The 24,387-nt window shown below is 65.5% G+C and carries 20 protein-coding genes; 14 read left to right on the top strand and 6 right to left on the bottom strand.

Features of this window, described 5'->3' with window-relative positions; genetic code table 11:
- Window positions 1–35 precede the first annotated feature (35 nt).
- From ACNPP0_RS03935 to dapA, 3 genes are read left to right on the top strand one after another with little or no spacing between them, the layout of a single operon-like run.
- Entirely contained in the window at window positions 36–1,115 is a 1,080-nt protein-coding gene (locus ACNPP0_RS03935) for an ABC transporter ATP-binding protein (RefSeq protein WP_448705060.1), read from the top strand.
- 4 nt (window positions 1,116–1,119) lie between these two features.
- A complete protein-coding gene (locus ACNPP0_RS03930) occupies window positions 1,120–2,895 on the top strand; it encodes an ABC transporter permease subunit (RefSeq protein WP_332609982.1) in 1,776 nt (591 codons plus the stop codon).
- A gap of 43 nt (window positions 2,896–2,938) precedes the next feature.
- Complete coding sequence (gene dapA, locus ACNPP0_RS03925; protein WP_332609981.1) at window positions 2,939–3,844, top strand: 4-hydroxy-tetrahydrodipicolinate synthase; 906 nt, start codon at window positions 2,939–2,941, stop codon at window positions 3,842–3,844.
- A 7-nt stretch (window positions 3,845–3,851) separates the two neighbouring features.
- Here dapA and ACNPP0_RS03920 read toward each other — a convergent pair whose 3' ends face one another.
- From ACNPP0_RS03920 to ACNPP0_RS03905, 4 genes are all read right to left on the bottom strand, one after another.
- Complete coding sequence (locus tag ACNPP0_RS03920; protein WP_332609980.1) at window positions 3,852–4,682, bottom strand: IclR family transcriptional regulator; 831 nt, start codon at window positions 4,680–4,682, stop codon at window positions 3,852–3,854.
- A gap of 185 nt (window positions 4,683–4,867) precedes the next feature.
- Window positions 4,868–5,635: a phytanoyl-CoA dioxygenase family protein gene (locus ACNPP0_RS03915; RefSeq protein ID WP_448705059.1), complete on the bottom strand. Its 768-nt coding sequence runs from the start codon at window positions 5,633–5,635 to the stop codon at window positions 4,868–4,870.
- Between the two features lie 116 nt (window positions 5,636–5,751).
- On the bottom strand, window positions 5,752–6,876 hold the full coding sequence (locus ACNPP0_RS03910) for an AI-2E family transporter (RefSeq protein ID WP_332609978.1): 1,125 nt from the start codon (window positions 6,874–6,876) through the stop codon (window positions 5,752–5,754).
- 150 nt (window positions 6,877–7,026) lie between these two features.
- On the bottom strand, window positions 7,027–8,109 hold the full coding sequence (locus ACNPP0_RS03905; protein ID WP_104141735.1) for a LysR family transcriptional regulator: 1,083 nt from the start codon (window positions 8,107–8,109) through the stop codon (window positions 7,027–7,029).
- 391 nt (window positions 8,110–8,500) lie between these two features.
- Between ACNPP0_RS03905 and ACNPP0_RS03900 the strand changes: the two genes are divergently transcribed.
- The 3 genes from ACNPP0_RS03900 to ACNPP0_RS03890 all read left to right on the top strand — a co-directional run bounded on the left by ACNPP0_RS03900 (window position 8,501) and on the right by ACNPP0_RS03890 (window position 14,490).
- Window positions 8,501–9,697: an efflux RND transporter periplasmic adaptor subunit gene (locus ACNPP0_RS03900; RefSeq protein WP_332609976.1), complete on the top strand. Its 1,197-nt coding sequence runs from the start codon at window positions 8,501–8,503 to the stop codon at window positions 9,695–9,697.
- 26 nt (window positions 9,698–9,723) lie between these two features.
- Window positions 9,724–12,939 (top strand): efflux RND transporter permease subunit, encoded by a 3,216-nt coding sequence (locus ACNPP0_RS03895; RefSeq protein ID WP_448705058.1) that lies wholly within the window; start codon window positions 9,724–9,726, stop codon window positions 12,937–12,939.
- A gap of 72 nt (window positions 12,940–13,011) precedes the next feature.
- Window positions 13,012–14,490, top strand: coding sequence for an efflux transporter outer membrane subunit (locus tag ACNPP0_RS03890; protein WP_448705057.1), 1,479 nt, complete (start codon window positions 13,012–13,014; stop codon window positions 14,488–14,490).
- Between the two features lie 161 nt (window positions 14,491–14,651).
- On the opposite strand, the gene ACNPP0_RS03885 is transcribed toward ACNPP0_RS03890, so the two are convergent.
- Both ACNPP0_RS03885 and ACNPP0_RS03880 read right to left on the bottom strand, forming a co-directional pair.
- Window positions 14,652–15,209 carry a hypothetical protein gene (locus tag ACNPP0_RS03885; protein ID WP_448705056.1) on the bottom strand — a complete coding sequence of 186 codons (558 nt, stop codon included), beginning with the start codon at window positions 15,207–15,209 and terminating at the stop codon, window positions 14,652–14,654.
- Window positions 15,209–16,144 carry a LysR family transcriptional regulator gene (locus tag ACNPP0_RS03880; RefSeq protein ID WP_448705055.1) on the bottom strand — a complete coding sequence of 312 codons (936 nt, stop codon included), beginning with the start codon at window positions 16,142–16,144 and terminating at the stop codon, window positions 15,209–15,211. Before ACNPP0_RS03880 ends, ACNPP0_RS03885 begins: the two co-directional genes overlap by 1 nt.
- Window positions 16,145–16,326: 182 nt before the next feature.
- On the opposite strand from ACNPP0_RS03880, the gene gtdA reads away from it, so the two are divergent.
- The 8 genes from gtdA (at window position 16,327) to ACNPP0_RS03840 (ending at window position 24,229) form a co-directional block, all read left to right on the top strand.
- Window positions 16,327–17,427: a gentisate 1,2-dioxygenase gene (gene gtdA, locus ACNPP0_RS03875; RefSeq protein WP_448705054.1), complete on the top strand. Its 1,101-nt coding sequence runs from the start codon at window positions 16,327–16,329 to the stop codon at window positions 17,425–17,427.
- Between the two features lie 143 nt (window positions 17,428–17,570).
- Complete coding sequence (locus ACNPP0_RS03870; protein WP_448705053.1) at window positions 17,571–18,269, top strand: fumarylacetoacetate hydrolase family protein; 699 nt, start codon at window positions 17,571–17,573, stop codon at window positions 18,267–18,269.
- A gap of 12 nt (window positions 18,270–18,281) precedes the next feature.
- Window positions 18,282–18,920 (top strand): maleylacetoacetate isomerase, encoded by a 639-nt coding sequence (maiA, locus tag ACNPP0_RS03865; RefSeq protein WP_332609967.1) that lies wholly within the window; start codon window positions 18,282–18,284, stop codon window positions 18,918–18,920.
- Window positions 18,917–19,306, top strand: coding sequence for a chorismate mutase (locus ACNPP0_RS03860; protein WP_448705052.1), 390 nt, complete (start codon window positions 18,917–18,919; stop codon window positions 19,304–19,306). The genes maiA and ACNPP0_RS03860 overlap by 4 nt, the downstream gene beginning before the upstream one ends.
- On the top strand, window positions 19,299–20,306 hold the full coding sequence (locus tag ACNPP0_RS03855) for a Bug family tripartite tricarboxylate transporter substrate binding protein (RefSeq protein WP_448705051.1): 1,008 nt from the start codon (window positions 19,299–19,301) through the stop codon (window positions 20,304–20,306). The genes ACNPP0_RS03860 and ACNPP0_RS03855 overlap by 8 nt, the downstream gene beginning before the upstream one ends.
- 114 nt (window positions 20,307–20,420) lie before the next feature.
- Window positions 20,421–21,773: an FAD-dependent oxidoreductase gene (locus ACNPP0_RS03850; protein ID WP_314355418.1), complete on the top strand. Its 1,353-nt coding sequence runs from the start codon at window positions 20,421–20,423 to the stop codon at window positions 21,771–21,773.
- A 16-nt stretch (window positions 21,774–21,789) separates the two neighbouring features.
- Window positions 21,790–23,004, top strand: coding sequence for a 3-hydroxybenzoate 6-monooxygenase (locus ACNPP0_RS03845; RefSeq protein ID WP_448705050.1), 1,215 nt, complete (start codon window positions 21,790–21,792; stop codon window positions 23,002–23,004).
- 49 nt (window positions 23,005–23,053) lie between these two features.
- Entirely contained in the window at window positions 23,054–24,229 is a 1,176-nt protein-coding gene (locus ACNPP0_RS03840) for an ABC transporter substrate-binding protein (protein ID WP_319307790.1), read from the top strand.
- The last annotated feature ends 158 nt before the right edge of the window (window positions 24,230–24,387 follow it).

Genomic DNA, 24,387 nt, shown 5'->3' with positions numbered 1-24,387 from the left:
CCCCCCGCCGCGCGAATCCTAATGTGCTGAACACCATGTCTTCTTCCAATCTGCAAATCTCGGGCCTGGGCAAACGCTATGGCGATTTTGTCGCGTTGGCGCCCACGCACCTGGACGTCGCTCGCGGCGAATTCCTGACTCTGCTGGGCCCGTCCGGGTCCGGCAAGACCACCTTGTTGAGCCTGATCGCCGGCCTGGCGCAGCCCGACGAGGGCCGCGTGCTGATCGACGGCGCCGACGTCACCTATGGCGCGCCCTATGAGCGCGACATCGGCATGGTGTTCCAGAACTACGCGCTGTTTCCACACATGAGCATCGAAGAGAACATTGCGTTTCCCTTGAAGATGCGCAAGGTGCCGGCAGCCGAAGCGCGCCGCCGCGCGCACGAAGCGCTGGAGATGGTGCGCCTGCCGCACGTAGCCACGCGCCTGCCGCGCGAACTGTCCGGCGGCCAGCAGCAGCGCATCGCACTGGCGCGCTGCATGGTCTATCGGCCCGCCATCATCTTGATGGACGAACCGCTGGGCGCGCTGGACAAAAAACTGCGCGACCAGATGCAGCTGGAAATCAAGCGCATCCACCGCGAACTGGGCACCACCATCGTGTACGTCACGCATGACCAGGAAGAGGCCATGACCATGTCCGACCGCATCTGCCTGATGAACGGCGGCGCGATCGAGCAGCTGGGCACGCCGGCAGATCTGTACTTCCGCCCCCGCACGCTTTTCGTGGCCGACTTCCTGGGCGAATCGAACCTGCTGCAAGGCGAGGTCACGGCGGTGGACGGCGACGTGTTGAGCGTGACGCTGGCGCATCAGGGTGTTACCGGCCAGGCGCTGTCCAACGGCGCTCCGATTAAGCACGGCCAGAAGGTCACCGTGATGTTGCGCCCCCAAAACCTGCGCGTGGCCACCTCGGGCGCCGGCCTGACCGGCAAGCTGCTGGACGTGATGGTGACGGGCAGCCTGACCAAGCTGTACCTGGACTCGGGCGTGGCCGACGCCGCCCCCATCGTCGTGGCCTACCCCACGCAGCGCCAGGCCGAGCAATACGCCATCGGCCAGCCGCTGACCGTCAGCTGGCAAGCCGCCGACGCGGTGGCCATTGCGGAGTAAACGCATGACATCCCTTGCTACTCCCCGCAAGCGCATGAGCCCCGGCCGCCGCCATTTCCTGATGGCCGCGCCGCTGGTCGTGCTGCTGCTGGTGCTGCTGATCTATCCGGTGGGCCAGCTGCTGTTGCTAAGCGTCGTCGACGACAAAGGCTTTTCGCTGGCGCAGTATCACCGGCTGTTCGAATCGTCGGTTTACGTAAACGTGCTGCTGATCACGTTGAAGATTTCGTTGTGGACCACGTTCTTCTCCGTGCTCGCGGGCTACCCGGTCGCCTATCTGATTTCCAGCCTGTCCGCCAAGCGCAAAACGTCGCTGCTGTTCTGGGTGCTGCTGTCGTTCTGGACCAGCTTCCTGGTACGCACGTTTGCGTGGGTGGTGCTGCTGGGCCGCAACGGCGTGGTCAACCAGCTGCTGCAAGCGCTGGGCATCCTGGATGCGCCGGCCAACCTGCTCTACAACTTCGGCAGCGTGCTGGTGGGCATGGTGCACGCGCTGATGCCGCTGGCGGTGCTGACGATGCTGTCCGTGATGGAGAACATCGACCGCAACCTGCCGCGCGCCGCCTCCACGCTGGGCGCGCGCCCCGGCACGGCATTCTGGAAGATCTATTTCCCGCTGTCGATGCCCGGCGTGGCGGCCGCGGCCATCATGGTGTTCGTGACGGCCATCGGCTTTTTCATCACGCCCGCGCTGCTGGGCGGACGCAAGGAAACGATGATCACGCAGATCATCATCGACCAGGTGCAGCAGACCATGAACTGGGAGTTCGCCGGCGCGGTGTCGGTGTTGCTGTTGGTGGTGGTGCTGGTGGTGTTCGCCATCTATGACAAGGTGCTGGGCCTGTCCACCATGACGGGCGGCGCATCCACGCGCGTGCGCGCATCGGGCAAGGAAAGCTTGTCGCGCCGCGCGGGCGATGCGGTGTTGACGGTGCTGGCGAATGCGTCGGACGCGCTGTTCGCGCTGCTGCCCAAGCGGGTGCGGCGGTCGGTGTCGGGCACCGGCCAGTCGCGCACGCTGTGGTGGATTGTGCTGGGCGTGCTGGCGTTTCTTAGTGCGCCCGCCTTCCTGATGATCCCGCTGTCGTTCGATTCCGGTTCGGGCCTGACGTGGCCGCCCAAGGGCTTTTCGCTGCAATGGTACGAGCAGATGTTCACGTCGCCCGTGTGGATGCAGGCGATCACCCGGTCGTTGATCGTGGGCGTGGGCACGGGTTTCCTGGCGATGCTGATCGGCACGCCCGCCGCCTTCCTGCTGGTGCGCGCCAACATGCGCGGCAAGTCCGCGATGCTGGCCTTCGTTCTGTCGCCGATTGTGGTGCCGCGCATGATCATCGCCGTGGGCATGTTTTATTTCTTTGCGCGCGTGGGGCTGGTGGGGTCCACCATCGGGCTCATCCTGGCTCACACCGTGGTGGCGGTCCCCTACGTGGTGATCACCATGATGGCCGTGCTGCGCAACTACGACACGCGGCTGGACCTGGCGGCGCAAAGCCTGGGGGCCGGGCCTTGGGCCACGCTGCGCTTCGTGACGTTTCCGATTCTGGGCGCGGGGCTGATGTCGTCGTTCCTGTTCGCGTTCGCCACGTCGTTCGACGAATTGACGATTGCGCTGTTCGCCTCCGGCGGCCTGAACGCCACGCTGCCCAAGCAGTTCTGGGACGAGGTCACGCTACAGATTTCCCCGGTGATTGCCGCCGTCTCTACCTGCCTGTTCATTTTCATTGCCGCGCTGATCTGGCTGGCCGACCGGCTGCGCCGCCGCAGCCTGGCCAATTGAATCCGACGCATCTGATTTAGATTTATTTTCCTGGATACGCAACATGCTGAACGCAACCCAATTGCGCGGTGTTTTCCCCGCCATCCCCACGCCGGTCAACACCGACGACACCATCAACGTCCCTGCCGCCAAGGCGCTGGTTGCCTACCTGATGCAGCAGGGCATCGACGGCATCGTGCCGTTGGGTGGCACGGGCGAATACGGCGCGCTGCCCCGCGCCGAGCGCATCCGCATGTGCCAGTTGACGGTCGAGGCCGTGGCGGGCCGCGTGCCGGTGATTCCCGGCGTGCTGGACCCCGGCTATCACGACGCGCTGCAAGCGGGCCGCGAATTCGCCGAGGCGGGCGCCGACGCATTGATGGTGCTGACGCCCTACTACACGACGCCCACGCAAGCCGGCATCCGCGACTACTTCCTGCGCTATGCGGATGCGTCGCCGCTGCCCGTGATGATCTACGAAATTCCGTACCGCACGCGCATCGCGATTGCGCCCGAGGTGCTGCATGAACTGTCGCGCCACCAGAACATCATCGGCATGAAGGCCTGCAACACGGACATGTACCACTTCCTGCGCACGGTGGCGGGCGTGGACGAGTCGTTTGCGGTGTTCAGCGGCGAAGACACGCTGCTGCCGGTGCACCTGGCCGCCGGCGCGCGCGGCGGCATCGTAGTCACGGCCAGCTTGCTGCCGTCGGCCTGGCGCCAGGTCTACAAGCTGGCGTCGGAAGGCCGCACGCGGGAATCGATGGAACTGCATCGCCGCCTGATCCCGCTGATGGACCTGGCGTTTGCCGAAACCAACCCGGGCCCGATGAAGTCCGTCATGGACCTGATCGGCGTGAACGCGCCCGCCGTGCTGGACCCGCTGGTGGCCCCGGCCGATGCGTTGCGGTCGGCGCTGCGTGAAACGCTCAAGCCGCTGCTGGCGGAATTCGAAGGGGTGAAGTAAGCCGAGCCTATCTGGAATAGCCCGCGAATTTGGACTTTGAAATCGACGTGGCCGCCACCTGCACATGGGGCGCCAGTTCGGCTTCAACGCGGGCTACCGTCCAGCGGGTCGTGGGCACCGAGATATTGATGGCCGCCACGGCCAGCCCGCGATGATCGGTGACCGGCGCGGCCACCGAGATGTCGCCCAGCACCGTCTCGTTCACGATAATCGCGTAGCCCTTTTCGGCCACGCGCTGCACGCGTTCCATCAACTTGTCAGGGTTCACTTCGGTGTAGGGCGTGATGGGGTCCAGCCGCGTTCGCGCAAGGATTTCGCGGCGGTGCTCGTCGGTCAGACGCGACAGGATCGCGGTGCCGGACGCTGTGAAGAACGCGGGCAGACGGCTGCCGACGGCAATGTCCACGTTGACCAGGTGATGGCCCGGAAAGCGTGCGACGAACACGATTTCATGGCCGTCCAGTTCTTGCAGATTGGTGGTCTCGCCCAGCGTGCGGCTGATGTCCAGCAGATACGGCGAAGCCTTGTCGATCAGCTCGTTGGCGCGCACATAGTTGTACGAAAATTGCAGCACCTTGGGCGTCAGCCCGTAATTGCGCGTATCGGGAATGCGGCGCAGATAGCCCAGCGTTTCCAGCGTGTAGACCAGGCGCTGCGTGGCGCTGCGGTCCAGCCCGGAAGCGCGCGCAATGTCGGCCAGCGTCATGTGGCGGCGCGACCCGTCGAACGCGTGCAGCACCTGGAAGGCTTTTTCAGTGGAACCCACAAACAGTGATGAACGGGTTGCGCTGGGCGCCTGCGATGCTTGCGTGTCGTCGTCGATCTTTGTTTTGGGCACGGGAAACAGCCTGTTCAGTTCCAGGGAGGGTCAGGCAAGAAGCACGCGATGCGGGTTTTGCCGGCCCCGGCATCGCGTATTCGTCTTGTCGTTCTGCGTAGTACGGTTGAAATAATTGTAATTCAATTATTTGTCGCGGATATCAATCGATAACGGCTGCCCAGACGGCCGCGCCACCCAATCACTTACCCATCCAACGGCACGTCCGGCTGCGACGCGGAACGCGTGCCCGCGATGGGGTGGCAGGACGCCGGATGATAGGTGTGCACCAAAGACAGTTTCACGCGATCGCTGCGATTGCCCGGCGCGGCATGCAGCGTGCGGCAATGGAAGAACACCACGTCGCCCGCCTCAAGCGTGGGACTGACCGCCTGCGCGATCCAGTCGGCGTTTTGTGGCGCGTCTTCGCGAAAGAACTTCTTTTCATCGAATTGTTCAGGCGCGAAAGACGCCGTGTGCGACCGGGGGATGAATGACAGACCACCATTGCCCGAACTCTCGGGCACCAGCGCCAGCCAACAGGACACCAAATCAGTATCGGAAAAAGACCAATAGCGGATGTCCTGATGCCAACCGGTCAGGCTGCCGTAGGCTGGGTGCTTGGTCATCACGCAGTTGTGATGCACGGTGGACAGCACGGCGGCTTCGCCGAAATAGCGCGCCAGCCATTGGCCGATGGCCGGGTCGGTGGCCCACTGCGCAAACAGCGGGTCGCGCGCATAGGCGTTCAACAGCCGGCGCACCGTCAAGCCGCCTTGCGCGTCGCGGGATTCGGGCGCGCCGGGATAGCGCAGGTCGGCTTCGTATTCGATGGGCGCCACGTGCTCTTGCAAATGGCGCTCGGCCAGGGCGCGCAGCGCGGCTACCCGGGCGGGGTCCGCGAATTGGCGGGCCACCACAAAACCCTGCTGGCGCAGGACGGCAATTTGATCATCGTGCAGGAACCCGGACATCTCAATCCTCACACCCCGCGGCGGTTGCGAAGCGTCTGCGTGCGGGGCAGGCGCGTACCGGTCAGGCGCCGGTAAACGCGGGGATGGCTAGATTACCAAAGCGGGCGGGCCGCGCGTCAGGAAGAAGGCGTTTTTTCAACGCGCGGCGTCACAGGCGGCAGCGGCGGGCGAGCCCGCTCGGCGTCGCGCTCCTGGACTTCGTGGTGCACCCATTCGCGCCACACGGCCACCAGCAAGGCCATCAGCACCGGCCCGACGAACAGGCCCACGATGCCCATTGTTTTCACGCCGCCCACCAGCCCGAAGAACGTCGGCAGGAACGGCAGCTTGACCGGGCCGCCCACCAGGCGCGGGCGCAGGGTTTTGTCCACGATGAACAATTCAACGCTGCCCCAGACCATCAGCGCGATGCCCGCCACCAAGTGGCCGGAACCGACCAGGTACAAGGACACCAGCGTGAACGACAGCGGCGCGCCGCCGGGTATCAGGGCCATGAAACCGGTCACCACGCCCAGCAGCACCGGCGACGGCACGCCCGCCACCCAGTAGGCGATGCCCAGCACCAGGCCTTCGCCCAACGCAATCAGGCCCATGCCGGTCACGGTGGAATTGATGGTGGCCGGCACCACGCGGGAAAACCGCTGCCAGCGCGCGGGCAGGATGCGTTCGCCCAGCACGTCCAGCTGCGCCACCATGCGGATGCCGTCCTTGTAGACGAAGAACAGCGTGATCAGCATGAACAGCACGGTCAAGAGCAGCTGGAACACGTTGCCCGTAGCCGCCAGCACCATGCGGTAGATGTTGCCCAGGTGTTCGCCGCTGACGGCTTCGACCAGCGCGCCCAGCGCGTGGGGCTGGCCGATATACGATTCCCAATACTGGCCCAGGCGCTCGCCCAGCATGGGCATCGACGTAATCCAGTTGGGCACGGCCACGCCGTGGCGGTTGGCCGCGATGGCCCAGGCGAAAAAGGTGCTGGCTTCCTTGATGGCGTAGGACAGCGCCAGCGACATCGGCACGATCAGCACCACGATGACCATCAGCAGCGCCAGCGACGCGGCCACGGCCGTGCGGCCGCCGCAGCGCACCACCAGGCGCTGGTACAAGGGCCAGCTGGCCAGGCCAATAATCAGGGCCGCAAGAGCAGGAACGAGAAAGCCGCTAAGGAAGTACACCCCGGCCAACAGCACGAGCAAAAGCAGCCAACGGGCCATCAAATAAGCGGGTAGAACAGGCTGCATAGCGCGGATCGACAGTAAGGGCGTTGTAGGCTTTGACTGTCGGACTATACAGACGTTTCAAGATATACGAGGGACGCAAGCCCTGTATTTACTACGGGGATTCCCGTGGTCTTTCGGCGTGGCACGCACCCGGCGCGCCACGCCGCACGCTTACAGCGCGTACTCGGCGGCCTCTTCGCGCGGGCTGCGGCGACGCGGCGGCGTCTGGGCCAACACCGGTTCGGCCAGCGGCTGGGCGGCGGGCGCCCCCATCGTCATGGCGCTGGGCATGCCCAACTGACGCTGATAGACACCGCAGCTGGCGGCTGCCGGATCGGTTTCGTCGCGGCCGCTTAAAAGCGGGCATCCGGCGAACAATTCAGCCACCCAATCCGTAAACGCGCGTACCTTCGGCGACAACTGGCGGCTTTGCGGATACAGCACGGAAATCGGCGTAGAGCTGGGCTTCCACTGCGGCAGGATTTCGATCAGCTCGCCCGATTGCAGGTGCGGCAGGGCCATGTAGCGGGCCACCTGGATCAGGCCGAAACCCTTCAGCCCGCAATCCAGATAAGCGCCGGCTTCATTCACCGCCACCGTGCCCTTCATGTCCACTTCCTGGTGCTTGCCGTCCACCTTGAAGTCCCAGGCGCAGTTACGGCCCGTGCGGCTCATGAAGTAATGCACCGCGTGGTGATCGCGCAGCGATTCGATGGTTTGCGGCATGCCGTGGCGCGCCACGTAGGTGGGCGATGCGCAGGTGACGGTCTGCAAGGTGCCGATGCGGCGCGCGACCAGGCTGGAATCTTCGAGTTCGCCTCCGCGAATCACGCAGTCGACGGCCTCTTGCACCATATCCACAGGCCGGTCGCCCAGGCCCAGCACGAGCTCGACGTCGGGGTATTTGTCGTGGAAATCACACAATGACGGGATCAGGATCAGCCGGCCGATGCAGGTCGGCACGTCAATGCGCAGCCGGCCCTTCAGGCGCAGCGCTGCTTCCTGGAAACAGGCCTCGGTTTCCTCGACGTCCGCCAGAATGCGCACGCAGTGCTGGTAATAGCCCGCGCCGTCCGGCGTCAAGCCGATACGGCGCGTGGTGCGGTTCAGCAGTCGCACGCCCAAGAGGCGTTCGAGGTTCTGGATGATGGTGGTGACGGTGGTGCGCGGTAGCGAGAGGCTGTCGGCCGCCCGCGTGAAGCTGTTGGCGTCCACGACGCGCACAAACACCTGCATAGCCTGAAAACGGTCCATGGCGGCGGTGTCCTTTTAGGCAAATAAGTCGGGGTGAACGGAGCATAACCCGATTTCGACGCTGATTAGTCATCCGTACTGAACAGTGTTGCCGGATTAACTGTGTTTATCCGGCCCCACAAAACACTCAGAATGCGAACCATCTTGAAGTGCCCTTGCCTCCCGGCGACCCCACAGGGCATGTCAATCCTCAGCTTCCGTCCTCGCAGAGCCCGCCCCCGGCACTCTGACTGGGATCCGCAACCCCGCTGGATGTTGCGTTGCAGCATAAGCATATAAGCCTATCCGCAACGGATGCTGAGGACTGACATGGCCAGACCCGCCGCAGCCGCCCCCGCCCCGGGCTCCAAAGCAAGCGCGCTTTCGCACCTAAATCTTTCAAGGAAACATCATGGTTTCGCGTAAACGTATTGCTGTGCTCGTTGTATTTGCCGCCGTGCTGGCGGCTGGTGGCGGTTATGCCCTGACCCGTGGCCCGGGTGGCGGCAACGTCGCCGTGGCCCAGGGCGCGCCCGCCGCAACCCCGGTCGAAGTGGCCGAAGTCGTCAACAAGACCATCGTGGACTGGCAGCGTTATTCCGGCCGCCTGGAAGCCATCGACCGCGTTGACATCCGCCCGCTGGTGTCCGGCACGCTGACGCAAGTGCACTTCCAGGACGGCAGCATCGTCAAGAAGGGCGACGTGCTGTTCACCATTGACCCGCGCCCGTACGCGGCCGAGGTTGACCGCGCCGCCGCCGCTCTGACCGCCGCCAAGGCGCGCGCGTCGTACACCGCCACCGAACTGGCGCGCGGCCAGCGCCTGCTGGGCGACAACGCCATCGCGCGCCGCGACTTCGAGGAAAAGCAGAACGCCGCGCGCGAAGCCGCCGCCAACCTGCAAGGCGCGCAGGCCGCGCTGGACTACGCCAAGCTGAACCTGGGCTACACCCGCATCGAAGCCCCCGTGGCCGGCCGCGTGTCGCGCGCCGAAGTCACCGTGGGCAACGTGGTGGCCGCCGGCGCCGCGTCCGTGCCGCTGACCACCCTGGTGTCGGTATCGAAGATGTACGCATCGTTCGACGTGGACGAACAAACGTTCCTGAAGTACGTGAACCCGGCGCGCAACGGCAAGGCCGGCTCGGTGCCGGTTGAACTGGGCCTGGCGAACGAAGAAGGCTATTCGCGCACCGGCGTCGTGCAGTCGGTGGACAACCGCCTGGATGCCACCTCGGGCACGATCCGCGTGCGTGCGGAATTCGACAACGCCGACGGCTCGCTGTTGCCCGGCCTGTACGCCCGCGTCCGCCTGGGCGGCAGCGACCCGCGTTCGGCCGTGCTGATCGACGAAAAAGCCATCGGCACCGACCAGGACAAGCGCTACGTGCTGGTGCTGGACGACAAGAACCACGCCGTCTACCGCCAGATCAAGCTGGGCGCCAACCAGGAAGGCCTGCGCGTCGTGGATTCCGGCCTGAAGCCCGGTGAACGCATCGTCGTCAACGGCCTGCAACGCATCCGTCCCGGCGACGCCGTGACCCCCACCGTCGTGCCCATGGTTGCCGCCAAGCGCGCACCGGTGCAGACCGCCGCGGCCCAGGTCCAGTAAGGCCCGCGCGTCTACAGAGAACGCTCATGAATATCTCAAAGTTCTTCATCGACCGGCCGATCTTTGCCGGTGTGCTGTCCATCCTGGTGCTGCTGGCCGGCCTGTTGGCCATGTTCCAGCTGCCCATTTCCGAATACCCGGAAGTCGTGCCGCCGTCGGTGGTGGTGCGCGCGCAGTATCCGGGCGCCAACCCCAAGGTCATCGCCGAGACCGTTGCGTCGCCGCTGGAGGAATCCATCAACGGCGTTGAGGACATGCTGTACATGCAGTCGCAGGCCAACAGCGACGGCAACCTGACGCTGACGGTCAACTTCAAGCTGGGCGTGGACCCGGACAAGGCGCAGCAGTTGGTGCAGAACCGTGTGTCGCAAGCGCTGCCGCGCCTGCCGCCGGACGTGCAGCGCCTGGGCGTGACCACCGCGAAAAGCTCTCCGACGCTGACGCTGGTGGTGCACCTGATTTCGCCTAACGACCGCTACGACATCACCTACCTGCGCAACTACGCCATCCTGAACGTCAAGGATCGCCTGGCCCGCATCACGGGCGTGGGCGAAGTCACGGTGTGGGGCTCGGGCAACTACTCGATGCGCGTGTGGCTGGACCCGCAAAAAGTCGCCCAGCGCGGCATGACGGCGTCTGAAGTCGTTGCCGCCATCCGCGAACAGAACGTGCAGGTTGCCGCCGGTGTGATCGGCGCATCGCCCACGCAGGGCGACGTGCCCTTGCAGCTGAACGTGAACGCGCGTGGCCGTCTGCAAAGCGAAGAAGAGTTCAAGGACATCATCCTGAAGACCTCGTCCGACGGCGCCGTGACGCACCTGTCCGACGTCGCCCGCGTGGAGCTGGACGCGCAGGAATACGGCCTGCGTTCGCTGCTGGACAACAAGCAGGCGGTGGGCATGGGCATCATGCAATCGCCGGGCGCGAACGCGCTGGACGTGTCGTCCAAGGTGCGCGCCGCCATGGCCGAGCTGGCGCAAGACTTCCCGCCGGGCGTGGAATACCGCATCGAATACGACCCCACGCAGTTCGTGCGTTCCAGTATCGAAGCCGTGGTGCACACGCTGCTGGAAGCCATCGCGCTGGTCGTGCTGGTGGTGATCCTGTTCCTGCAAACGTGGCGCGCATCGATCATCCCGCTGCTGGCCGTGCCGGTCTCCATCGTGGGTACGTTCGCGCTGCTGCTGGTGTTCGGCTATTCCATCAACGCCTTGTCGCTGTTCGGGATGGTGCTTGCCATCGGGATCGTGGTGGACGATGCGATCGTGGTGGTGGAAAACGTCGAACGCAACATCGCGGCGGGCTTGAGTCCACGCGACGCCACCTACCGCGCCATGCGCGAAGTCAGCGGCCCCATCATCGCTATCGCGTTGACGCTGTGCGCCGTGTTCGTGCCGCTGGCGTTCATGACGGGCCTGACCGGCCAGTTCTACAAGCAGTTCGCCATGACGATTGCCATCTCGACGGTGATCTCGGCCTTTAACTCGCTGACCCTGTCGCCCGCGCTGTCTGCCCTGCTGCTGAAAAGCCATCACGACAAGCAGGACTGGCTCACCCGTGGCATGAACCGCGTCTTCGGCCGCTTCTTCAACTGGTTCAACAACATGTTCGGCCGCGCGTCCGAGTCCTACGGCACCGGCGTGTCCAGCGTGATCCGCCGCAAGGCCGGCGCGATGGGCGTGTACGCCGTGCTGGTGGCGGCCACGATCGGCGTGTCGTACCTGGTGCCCGGCGGCTTCGTGCCCGCGCAGGACAAGCAGTACCTGATCGGCTTCACGCAGTTGCCCAACGGCGCGTCGCTGGACCGCACGGAAGCGGTGATCCGCCGCATGAGCGACATCGCCTTGAAGGAACCCGGCGTGCAATCGGCCATCGCGTTCCCGGGCTTGTCGATCAACGGCTTTACCAACAGTTCCAGCGCCGGCATCGTGTTCGTCACGCTCAAGCCGTTTGACGAACGCAAGGGTGCCGAGCTGTCGGGCAACGCCATTGCCGCATCGCTGAACCAGAAGTTTGCCGCCATCCAGGATTCGTTCATCGCCGTGTTCCCGCCCCCGCCCGTGATGGGTTTGGGCACGCTGGGCGGCTTCAAGCTGCAACTGGAAGACCGCGCGGCGCTCGGCTATGCCGAGCTGGACAAGGCCAAGCAGGCCTTCCTGGAAAAGGCGCGTCAAACGCCTGAACTGGGCCCCTCGTTCTCCAGCTACGAAATCAACGTGCCGCAGCTGGATGTGGACCTGGACCGCGTGAAGGCCAAGCAGCTGGGTGTGCCGGTGACGGAAGTGTTCGACACCATGCAGATCTACCTGGGTTCGATGTACGTGAACGACTTCAACCGTTTCGGCCGCGTGTTCCAGGTGCGGGCGCAAGCCGACGCCCAGTTCCGCGCGCATGCCGACGACATCCTGCAACTGAAGACCCGCAACGCCGCCGGCGACATGGTGCCGCTGTCTTCGCTGGTGACGGTGAATCAGACGTTTGGCCCCGAAATGGTGGTGCGATACAACGGCTACACCGCCGCCGACATCAACGGCGGCCCGGCGCCCGGCTTTTCGTCGGACCAGGCGCAAGCCGCCGCCGAACGCGTGGCCGCTGAAACGCTGCCGCGCGGCGTGAAGTTCGAATGGACCGACCTGACGTATCAGCAGATCCTGGCGGGCAATGCCGGCTTGTGGGTGTTCCCGATCAGCGTGCTGCTGGTGTTCCTGGTGCTGGCCGCGCTGTACGAAAGCCTGACCCTGCCGCTGGCCGTGATCCTGATCGTGCCGATGAGCATCCTGGCTGCGTTGACGGGCGTGTACCTGACGGGCAACGACAACAACATCTTCACGCAGATCGGCTTGATGGTGCTGGTGGGGCTGTCCGCGAAGAACGCGATCCTGATCGTGGAATTTGCCCGCGAGCTTGAAATGAGCGGCCGCACGCCGCTGGAAGCCGCCATCGAAGCCAGCCGCCTGCGCCTGCGTCCCATCCTGATGACGTCCATCGCGTTCATCATGGGTGTGGTGCCGCTGGTGCTGTCGTCGGGCGCCGGTTCCGAAATGCGTCATGCCATGGGCGTGGCGGTGTTCTTCGGGATGTTGGGCGTGACGCTGTTCGGCCTGTTCCTGACGCCGGTGTTCTACGTGCTGCTGCGTTCGCTGGGTGGCAAGCCGCTGCACTCGGCGGCCCAGCATGAAGCGCCGGAGTGCGCGCCGCACATCGACCCGCATGCGCCGCCCGCCCCGCAGACTCACGCATAAAGCAGGCAGACCCACAGAGAAGCCAGCGCGCCCTGCCCCACCGGGCGGGGCGCGCGACAAAGAGAATTCATCATGATCCAAAGACTGACCCGCGGTTCCGCCCTGCTTGCCGTCCTGCTTGTGCTGGCCGGCTGCGCGGTGGGCCCCACCTATGAAAAACCCTCCGCCGCCGCGCCGGCGGCCTTCAAGGAAGCCGCCCTGCCCGCGTCCGAGGCCGGCACCTGGAAGCCCGCTGAACCGTCCGAAGACGCGTTGCGCGGCGCCTGGTGGAAGATATTCGGCGACGACGGCCTGAACCAATTGCAGGAAGAGGCGCAGCAGGCCAACCAGAACCTGCAAGCCGCCGCCGCGCGCCTGGCGCAGTCGCGCGCGCTGCAACGCGAAGCCCGCGCCGGCTTCTTCCCGACGCTGGACGCGGCCTTCGGCCCCAACCGCCAGCGCCCGTCCGCCGTGTCGCAAGGCTTGCCCGATGGCACGTCGACCAGCCCCGTGACGACGTGGCGCGCACAAGGCGCGGTGTCGTATGAAGCCGACCTGTTCGGCCGCGTGGCTTCCACCGCCGACGCCGCCACGGCCGACGCGCAGCAAAGTGAGGCGCTGTACCGTTCGGTGCTGCTGGCCTTGCAGGCCGACGTGGCCACCACGTATTTCCTGGTGCGCGAACAGGACGCCGAATCGCAGCTTTATCGCCAGACGGTCAAGCTGCGTACCGACACGCTGCAACTGATCCAGCGCCGCTACGACGCGGGCGATATCAGCGAACTGGACCTGGCACGCGCCAAGGCCGAGCTGGCATCCGCGCAATCGGAAGCGCTGGGCATCGACCGCCGCCGCGCCGCCGCCGAACATGCGCTGGCCGTGTTGCTGGGCCGCGCACCGTCCGACTTCACGATGCCGCCGCAGCCCATCCAGAAGGTGGCGCTGTCGATTCCCGCCGGCCTGCCGTCCACGCTGCTGGAACGCCGCCCCGACATCGCCGCCGCCGAACGCGCCATGGCCGCCGCCAATGCCCGCGTGGGCGCGGCCAAGTCCGCGTTCTTCCCGCGCCTGGACATCACCGGTGCCTTTGGCTATGAATCGTCCGACCTGGGCAACCTGTTCCAGTGGTCCAGCCGCACGTTCCTGTTGGGTCCGCTGGTGGGCGCCGCGTTGTCGATGCCGATCTTTGACGGCGGCCGCCGCCAAGCCGGCCTGGACCGCGCCCGCGCCGTCTACGAAGAAGACGTTGCCGTGTATCGCCAAACGGTGCTGAACGCGTTCCGCGAGGTTGAAGACAACCTGGCCAACCTGCGCATCCTGGCCGACCAGACCAAGGCGCAGGACGCCGCCGTTGACGCCTCGGCGCGCGCCGCCAAGCTGTCGCACACGCAGTACCGCGAAGGCTCGATCAGCTATCTGGACGTGATCGAAGCCGACCGCAGCGTGCTGCTGCAACAACGCGTTGCCGTGCAATTAAGCGGTGAACAGGCACGGTCGGCAGTGGAACTGATCCGTGCCATCGGCGGCGGCTGGGATAACCCGGTGCCGGCGGACACGGTCGCATCGCGATAGGGCGCTAAGCCGCTAAGCCGCTAAGCCGGCAAGGCGGGGATGCCCGCGGCGCCAAGCCATGCGCCTGGCGCCTGGCGCAGAGTGCCTGGTGCCAAGCGCCTGGCGCCCGTTGCCTGGATGCCTATGCATAAGCCATCACGGTGCCCGTCACCGGTGATGGCTTATTTGTTTTGGCCGTGGCCGCCGGCCACCACGCGCAGCGCCACGCGATATCCCGCGAATACGTAGAACGCCGCGCTGTTCACCACCAACCACGCGCCCAAGCCGCCCAGCAGCGCCACCACCGGCCCCACGGCGCGCACGCCGCCCAGCGCCCAGGCGGCAAGGCCCATCGCGCCAATCGCGATCAGCGCCAGCACCAGCCGCCTGATCAGCACCAGGCCCGCGCATCGCCCCGCCATCACCATCACCACGCCAATCGCCAACGCCAGCGCCGTACCCGCGCAAACCGCCACCAGCGCAAACGCGGCCAGCGCCGCGCCCGCGGATCGCAGCAGCAGGCTCAGCACTTCAATCCCGACGCCCAGCCCGCCCGTCATCACCAACACCGACAAGACCAGCGGCGACCACATGCCGGGCGGCACGCGGCGCGCGTCCATGTCGGCCACAAAGCGATGCATGGCCGTCGATGCGGCCGGGTCGCCCGAGCCGGCCAGCGCGGCCTCTACCTTGCGGCACTGCGCGATCAACGCTGCCAGCCCCGCGCCCGGCGCTGCCATCAAAGCCTCGTCACACCGGGCGCATGTTCCGCGACCGTGTTGCGCAACGCCGCCATCGCCTCTTGCACGGCCATCGGGCGGAACGCGTCTTCGCGCCAGTACATTGCCACCGAACCAAAGCCCGACAAGCGCACGGGGATGATGCGCATCGCGCGCATCTGCGAAAAGCGCAGTGCCGCGCGATGCGAGGCCACGCTGATCATGTCGCTGTTGTTGATGAGCGTGAGGTTGATGGTGACCGAGTTCGATTCCACGTGATCGGCGGGCGGCGCCTGGCCGGCAGCCGCCAGCGCCGCGTCCACCGCATTGCGGATCGGCGTGCCCTTGGGCCAGAGAATCCAGCGGTACGACAGCAGGTCCGGCCAGGTCGGTTGTTCAATGGCGAACAGCGGATGGCGCGGGCGCGCCACCAGGTGGATGGGCTCCAGGTACAAGGCCTCGAAGCGGATGGCGGGGGCGTGATGTTCGGGCGCCGAGCGGCCCACCACGATATCCAGATCCCCTTGCGCCAGCTGCGCCAGCAGCCGGTCGGTAGTGCCTTCGACCAGCTTCACGCGCGCCTGCGGCATGCGTTCCAACAACTTCATCACGGCCAGCGGCACCGTGTCGGAAGCGGACGCACCGGATGCGCCGATCACCACTCGCCCGCCGCCGCCTTCACGCAGCGCGGCCATGTCGGCGCCCGCGCGGTCCAGCTGCGCTTCCAGCCGCTGCGCATGCGCAATCAGCACGTCGCCATGCGGCGTGGGCCGCAGCCCGCGCGCGTGGCGCTCGAACAGCGGCAGGCCGATGTCGTCTTCCAGGTCTTTCAGCCACTTCGACAGCCCGGGCTGCGTCGTGTTCAGCATGGCCGCCGAATGGCTGATGTTGCGGGTCTGCGCCAGACTTAACAGCATCTTCAGGTTGCGCAGCCGCAGGCGATGGGTCCAGTCCATGCAGGCCCTCGTGCGTGGGAGGTTGTCTCGTATGTATATATTTATTCGTATGGATAATAAGATAATTTCATTTCAAAACACATAGCTGCTTACGCATAATCGTCTTCGAATCTGGACCAGCCGCGAACCACGTGGCGGCCACCTGTAGAAGCCGGCTTCAGCCGGACATACCGGAGACAACCATGCCCGACGGCCACACCCCCGGCGCAAACCCCGGCGCACACCCCGACGCACACCCCGGCGCGCAGCCCAGCGCCGACCGCGCCCAGTACTACGCGCGCATCGCCAAGAAACACATGGCTCCGCTGTGGGAGTCCCTGCATAACCTGGTGCCCCGCCAGCCCTCGCCGCGCTGCGTACCCGCCCTGTGGAAATACGACGACGTGCGCGACGACGTCATGGCGTCCGGCTCGTTGATTAGCGCCGAAGAAGCCGTGCGGCGCGTGCTGATCCTGGAAAACCCCGGGCTGCCCGGGCAAGCCAGCATCACGCAAAGCCTGTACGCCGGGCTGCAACTGATCTTGCCGGGTGAAGTGGCGCCCAGCCACCGCCACACGCAGTCGGCACTGCGTTTCATCGTGGAAGGGCGCGGCGCCTACACCGCCGTCAACGGCGAACGCACCACCATGCACCCGGGCGACTTCATCATCACGCCGTCCTGGACCTGGCACGACCACGGCAATGCCGACACCGTTGAAGGCGGTGAGCCGGTCGTCTGGCTGGACGGCCTGGACATTCCGCTGCTGCGCTTTCTGGATGCGGGCTTTGCCGAAAACTATCCGCAGGCCGCGCAGCCCGTGACTCGCCCCGAAGGCGACAGCATGGCGCGCTTTGGGCACAACATGGCCCCGGTGCGCCACCAAGCCACCAGCGGCACGTCGCCCATCTTCAACTACCCCTACGAACGCAGCCGCGAGGCGCTGGACGCGCTGTATCGCCATGGCGAGCTTGACCCTTGGGACGGCGTGAAGCTGCGCTACCTGAACCCGGCCACGGGCGGCTACCCGATGCCGACGATGGCCACGTTCATGCAGCTGCTGCCGGCGGGCTTCCAGGGCAAGGCGTATCGCAGCACCGATTCCACCGTGTACAGCGTGGTGGAAGGCCGGGGCATCGCACGTATCGGCGACGAAGAACTCCACTTCGGTCCGCGAGACGTGTTCGTCGCGCCGTCGTGGATGCCGGTGCAGTTGGCGGCGCTGGATGACGCCACGCTGTTCAGCTATTCCGACCGCCCGGTGCAGGACGCGCTGGGCGTGTGGCGCGAAGAACGCATCGGCTGATCCCGGGCGCGCGGTGCAAGCGCAGTGCAAGCGCGGTGATTGCGCAGTGGGGTTTGAACCCTGCGCCTTGCGCTTTGCATTTCCGTTGCATCCCCTTTGCGTTTCCCTTTTTTCTTTTCCCTTCCGTCTTTCCAGGGTGATTCATGCCTTTCGTGTTTGCTCCCCCCGCGCCCGTTGCCGTGCCCATCGCCGGCAGCCAGGACACGTTTCCCGTACGCCGCGTCTACTGCGTCGGCCGCAACTACGCCGCCCACGCGCGCGAGATGGGCTTTGACCCCGACCGCGAACCGCCCTTCTTCTTCTGCAAGCCCGCCGACGCCGTCGTGCCGGTGGCAGACGGCCAGACGCTGAGCCTGCCCTACCCACCCGAAACCGCCAACCTGCATTACGAAATCGAACTCGTCGCGGCCATTGGCCAAGGCGGCGCCGACATTGCCGTGGACGACGCGCACAAACATGTCTGGGGCTACGCCGTGGGCCTGGACATGACGCGCCGCGACCTGCAAATGAAAATGCGCGAAGCCGGCCGCCCGTGGGAATTGGGCAAGGCATTCGATCGCAGCGCACCCATTGGCCCGCTGCATCCGGCGGCATCGAGCAGCGGCATTGAACACGCCGGCATCTGGCTACAAGTCAACGGCACCGACAAGCAACGCAGCAACATCGACAAGCTGATCTGGTCTGTGGCCGAAACCGTGGCCTACCTGTCCCGCTACTTCCGGCTGGAACCGGGCGACCTGATCTACACCGGCACCCCCGAAGGCGTCGGCCCCGTGGTGCGCGGCGACCAGATGCTGGGCGGCGTGGATGGGCTGGGCACACTCAGCGTAAAGATGGTCTGACCAGGAGGCCGCATGCAACTGCACAGCTTTTTCAATAGCTCTACGTCGTACCGCGTGCGCATCGCGCTGGCGCTCAAGGGCCTGCCCTACGACTACGTGCCCGTAAACCTGCGCAAGCAGGAACAGCGCGCGCCCGACTACGTGGCGCAGAACCCGTCGGCCGGCGTGCCGCTGCTGACCGATGGCGACGTCCAGCTGTCGCAGTCGCTTGCCATCATCGACTACCTGGACGCCACGCATCCCACGCCGCGCCTGATCCCCACCGATACCCTGGCGCGCGCCCGCGTGCTGGAACTGGCGGCTGCCATCTCGTGCGATATCCATCCCGTCAACAACATGCGCATCCTGCGCTACCTGCAAGACGTGCTGGGCGCAACCGACGCGCAAAAGAACGACTGGTATCACCACTGGATCAAGGAAGGGCTGGGCGCCGTCGAGCAATTGCTGGCACGCCATGGTCATGGCGCATATTGCTTTGGCGACGCGCCCACGCTGGCCGATTGCTGCCTGGTGCCGCAAGTGGCCAATGCGCAGCGGATGGGCTGCGACCTGTCGCCATATGCCCGCATCCTGCGCGTTTACGACCACTGCAACGCGCAACCCGCCTTCCAGCAAGCCGCGCCCGCGCGCCAACCCGACTACACGCAATGACCACGCCCATGCAAGAGCCCGACACCCAAGGCGCGCCCCTGCGCGAATACACCGACCCCGCCTACCAGCCGATGTGCGCCACGCTGGCCGATGTGCGCGCCAACATCGATCGCCTGGACGACGAGATCGTCCGCTTGATCGCCGAGCGCGCGATGTACGTGAAAGATGCCGCGCGCTTCAAGCGCGACGCCTTCCAGGTCAGCGCACCCGCGCGTCAGGCGCAGGTCTTTGACAAGGCGCGCGCGCTGGCCACGCGCCACAACCGCGGCTTTGCCAACCTGGAACAGGTGGTGGACGCGACGTATCGCGCAATGGTTGCCGCCTTCATCGCCAACGAACAAACCTATTTCGACACCATGAAAAACGTGGGAGACACGCATGACTAAGTTGTTGCCCCAAGGCCTGACGCGCGCATTGGGCCGGGGCCTGATGGGTCTGTTGGCCCTGTCCGCCGCCGCGCCGCTGACGTCCGCGCGGGCCGCCGACGCCTGGCCCGCCCAACCGCTCAAGGCCATCGTGCCCTTTGGCCCCGGCTCCAGCCCGGACCAGGTGGCGCGCATTGTCAGCGAGAAGGCCGGCGCCATCCTGGGGCAAACCATCGTCATTGAAAACAAGCCCGGCGCCAGCGGCAACATCGGCACCTTCGCCATCGCCAACGCCAAGCCCGACGGCTATACCTTCGGCGTGTCCATTACCGGCCCGCTGGTGAACAACACCTTGTTGTTCGACAAGCTGCCCTATGCACCCGCCACCGATTTGGCGCCGCTGACGCTGGCCGTGCACCAGCCCAACGTACTGGTGGTGCCCGCGTCCGCCGGCATCACCAACGTGGCGCAACTGCTGGAGGCATTGAAGAAAAATCCGGACAAGTACAACTTCCCGTCGCCGGGCGCCGGCACGGTGTCGCACCTGGCCGTTGAACTGCTGCTGCAACAGATCGGTGCGCGCGCCACGCACGTGCCCTATCCGTCGTCGCCCGCCGCGTTGACGTCGCTGTTGTCGGGCGACACGCAGTTTGCCGCGCTGCCGCCCATTGCCGTCATGCCGATGGTGAAAGACGGCCGCTTGAAGGCGCTGGCGGTGACGTCGTCCAAGCGTTCCGCCTTGCTGCCCGACATTCCGACCTTGGCGGAAGTGGGCGTGCCGGGCATTGAGGGGTCGGCATGGATCGGCTTCGTGGTGTCGTCCAAGGTGCCGGCCGACATTCAGAAAAAGCTGTCGGATGCGTTGATCCAGGCCATACGCGACCCGGAAGTCGCCAAGCGGCTACAAGCGCAATTCATGGACCCGGTGGGCAGCACGCCCGCTGAGTTTCGCGCCTACATGGACGACGAACTCAAGCGCTGGAAACCGCTGATCAAGAAGCTGGGCATCAAGGGCCAGTAAGCGGTAATTCGTGGCGCACCGCTTGGTGGCGCAACGCAGGGTGGCGCAACGCAGGGTGGCGCAACGCAGGGTGGCGCAACGCGCCGCGCAGCAAGACAAGCAAGGAGAATTTCGATGGTCATTACCGAACCCGCCCGCCAGGTCCCGCTGTATGGCGAATTTGATGTTGTGGTGCTGGGCGGCGGCCCCGCCGGCGTGCTGGCCGCCGCCAGCGCTGCCCGCAACGGCGCGCGCGTGCTGCTGGTGGAACGCTACGGCTTCCTGGGCGGCATGGGCACCGCCGCCGGCGTATCCAACTTCTGCGGCCTGCACGCCAACATCCACGGCGACATCCGCCAGGTGGTGCACGGCATGACCGACGAATTGTTGGACCGCATGCGCGCGATGGACGGCTTGAATGATCCGCACCTGATCCTGGGCAAGATCCACGCGCAGGCCTACGACATATCCGCCTTCAAGTGCGCGGCGGACGGCATGGTGCAAGACAGCGGCGCGCAGATCTTGTTCCACGCCCTGGCCACGGGGCTGACACGCGACGAACACGGCCGCGTCGACGCCCTGTTCCTGGAAACCAAGTCCGGCCGCTGCGCGGTACGCGCCAAGGTCTTCATCGACTGTTCCGGCGATGCCGACATCGCACAATGGGGCGGCCTGCCTTTTGAAAAAGGCGACGCCCACGGCCACATGCTTTACCCCACGCTGATGTTCAAGGTGGGCAACGTGGACGGCGCGCGGGCGCAGGAAGCGTGGAAGACGATACCCCTGCTGATGGACGAAGCCGCCGCCAGCGGCGAGTTCACGTTCCCCCGGCGCGGCGCCATCGTCCGCCCGCAAAAGCACGACTACGAATGGCGCGTCAACGTCACGCAACTGGCCAACGCCGATGGCAGCGCGGCCGACGGCACCGACGCGGGCTCGCTGTCGGCAGGCGAGCTGGAAGGCCGCCGCCAGATCATGCAGTACCTGGCTTTTCTACGCGCCAAGGTCCCGGGCTTTGAACAGGCTTATGTGCTGGACATCGCGCCGCAGCTGGGCATCCGCGAAACGCGTCGCATCGTCGGCGAAGCCGTGCTGACGCAGGAACACGTACTGGGCTGCGCCGACTTCGAAGACAGCATCGGCGTGAACGGCTGGCCCCTGGAAATGCACACGGCGGGCGACGTCAAATGGGTGTGGCCGCCCATCCCAGAATCGCGCGGCTACAACCAGCTGCCGTTTCGCATGATGGTGCCCAAGCGCGGGCCCGGCGTGGCCGACAACGTGCTGGTGGCGGGCCGCTGCGCGTCAATGACGCACGAGGGCCAGTCGGCCGCGCGCGTCAGCGGCAGTTGCTTCGTCATGGGCGAAGCCGCGGGCACAGCAGCGGCAATGGCGCTGCGCGACGGCATCGCACCGGGCAACGTTTCCATCGCGGCGCTGCAAGCGCAACTGAAACACCAAGGCGCCTTCCTGGGCGGCCAGGATTGAACCCGCGGGAGCCAACATGAACGCATCTTCACTTTCAGCCAAGCCGACGCGGTCCGTGATCGTGGTGGGCGGCGGCATCGGCGGCCTGGCCGCCGCGCTGGCGCTGACGCGGCAAGGCATCGCCGTACAACTGCTGGAACAGGCCGCGCACATTGGCGAAATCGGCGCGGGCATACAGCTGGGGCCCAACGCGTTCGCGGCGCTGGACGCGCTGGGCGTGGGCAAGACCGCACGGGCACGCGCCGTCTTCACCGACCACATCATCATGATGGACGCCGTCGACGCCAAAGAAGTCGTGCGCATCGACACGGGCGACGCCTTTCGCGCGCGCTTCGGCGGGCCGTATGCCGTGATCCATCGCGCCGACATTCACCTGTCCATTCTTGAAGCCGTGCAGCAAAACCCGCTGATCCGTTTTCGTACGTCGACGCAAATCGCCGCAATGTCGCAAGACGCGCAAGGCGTGGAAGTGGTGGACACCAACGGCAACCGCTATCGCGCCGACGCGTTGGTGGGCGCGGACGGCGTCAAGTCCGTCATCCGCGCGCAGACGGTGGGCGACCCGGTGCGCGTGACCGGCCACGTGGTCTACCGCGCCGTCGTCGAACGCGAGAACATGCCGGACGAACTACGCATCAACGCGCCCGTGCTGTGGGCCGGGCCGCACTGCCACCTGGTGCACTACCCCTTGCGCGGCGGGCAGCAATACAACCTGGTCGTGACGTTTCACAGCCGCGAACAAGAGGAATGGGGCGTGCGCGAAGGCAGCAAGCAAGAGGTGCTGTCGTACTTCGAAGGCATTCACCCGCGTCCACACCAGATGCTGGATCGGCCCACGTCCTGGAAGCGCTGGGCCACCGCCGACCGCGAACCGGTCGCGCATTGGGGCCAGGGCCGCGTCACCTTGTTGGGCGACGCGGCGCATCCCATGACGCAATACATGGCGCAAGGGGCCTGCATGGCGCTGGAAGACGCGGTCACGCTGGGGGTCGCGGTGCAACAGTGCGGCGACGATCTGGACGCCGCGTTCCGCCTTTACGAATCGGTGCGCATTCCGCGCAGCGCGCGTGTCGTGTGGTCCACGCGTGAGATGGGCAGGCTGTATCACGCGCGCGGTGTGGAACGCACCGTGCGCAACACGCTGTGGACGGGCCGCAGCCAGTCGCAGTTCTATGACGCGTTGCAGTGGCTGTATGGCTGGAAGGTGGAAGGCTGCCTGGCGTCCACTTAGGGCATATCAATACAAAGCAAAAACACCGCAGCACCACTGGGAGACAACCATGACAAGCCACATCCTACGGGGCGCCGCCGCCCTGGCGTTAACGCTGACGGCATGCGCCGCCGGCGCACAAGGCAAGCCGCTGGACATCGGTTTCATCGGCACCTTGTCCACCCCCGCCGGCTACATCGGCGAAGACGAGCGCGACGCCTTCATGCTGGCGGTGAAGGAAGGCGGCGGCAAACTGGGCGGCGTGCCCGTCAATGTGCGCGTGGAAGACGACGCGCTAAAGCCGGCCAACGCCAAGCAGACCGCCGACAAGATGGTGCAGGACGGCGTGCGCCTGTTCACGGGCGTCAACTTCTCGAACGTGATGGCGGCCGTTGGCCCCACGGTGCTGAACGCGGGCGGCTTCTATGTCAGCTTGAACGCGGGGCCGTCAAACTACGCGGGCAAGGCCTGCAACCAGAACTATTTCGCGGTCGCATTCCAGAACGATTCCTACGCCGACACGGCCGGCATCGCCGCCAACGAACTGGGCGTGAAGCGCGTCGTTGTCATGGCGCCCAACTATCAAGCCGGGCGTGATGCGGTCGCCGGTTTCAAGCGCGCGTACAAGGGAGAGATTGCGGAAGAGATCTACACCAAGCTGGACCAGTCGGACTTTTCGGTAGAGCTGGCGCGCATCCGCTCGTTGAATCCCGACGCGATTTTTCAGTTTCACCCGGGCGGTGCGGGCATCAACCTGACCAAGCAATTCGCCAACTCGGGGCTGTCGGACAAGATCAAGATGATTACGCCGATCTACTCGATGGACGACCGCATGCTGGCCGCGACGGGCACGGCTAGCAAGGGGTTTTATCTGAGTTCGCTATGGAGCGCCGACTTGGACAACGCGCAGAACAAGCACTTTGTGCAGGCGTTCACCAAGGCCTACAACCGCCCGCCCACTGCGTATGCCGCACAGGCGTACGACACCGCCAACCTGATCGCCTCGGCCCTGAAAGCCGTGAACGGCGACATCACCGGTCGCCCGGACGATTTTCGCAACGCGCTACGCAAGGCGGACTTCGCCAGCGTGCGTGGCAAGTTCAAGTTCGGGCCAAATCAACATCCGGTTCAGGACTGGTATCTGCTGCACATCGAGCCCGGCAGCGACGGCAAGCTGGTCTACAAAAACCTGAAGGTGCTGGCGCGCGACCACACCGATGTGCACGCGGCGGATTGCAAGATGTAGGCGGGGGAAGTGGGGGTGCGGGAACGGATCGGCCGGGAACGGATAGACCGGCGATAGGGGCGGCGTAGATAAGCACGCCGAAGATCCGTACGTGGTAGATCCACACTCCGTAGGCCCACACTCCGTAGATCCGCACGCCATAAATGAAAGGGGGGCGC

This window comes from Achromobacter semiaridum, from assembly GCF_053543755.1.
Note: the sequence above shows the minus strand (reverse complement) of the source record. Positions and strands in the feature narration are given on the sequence as shown.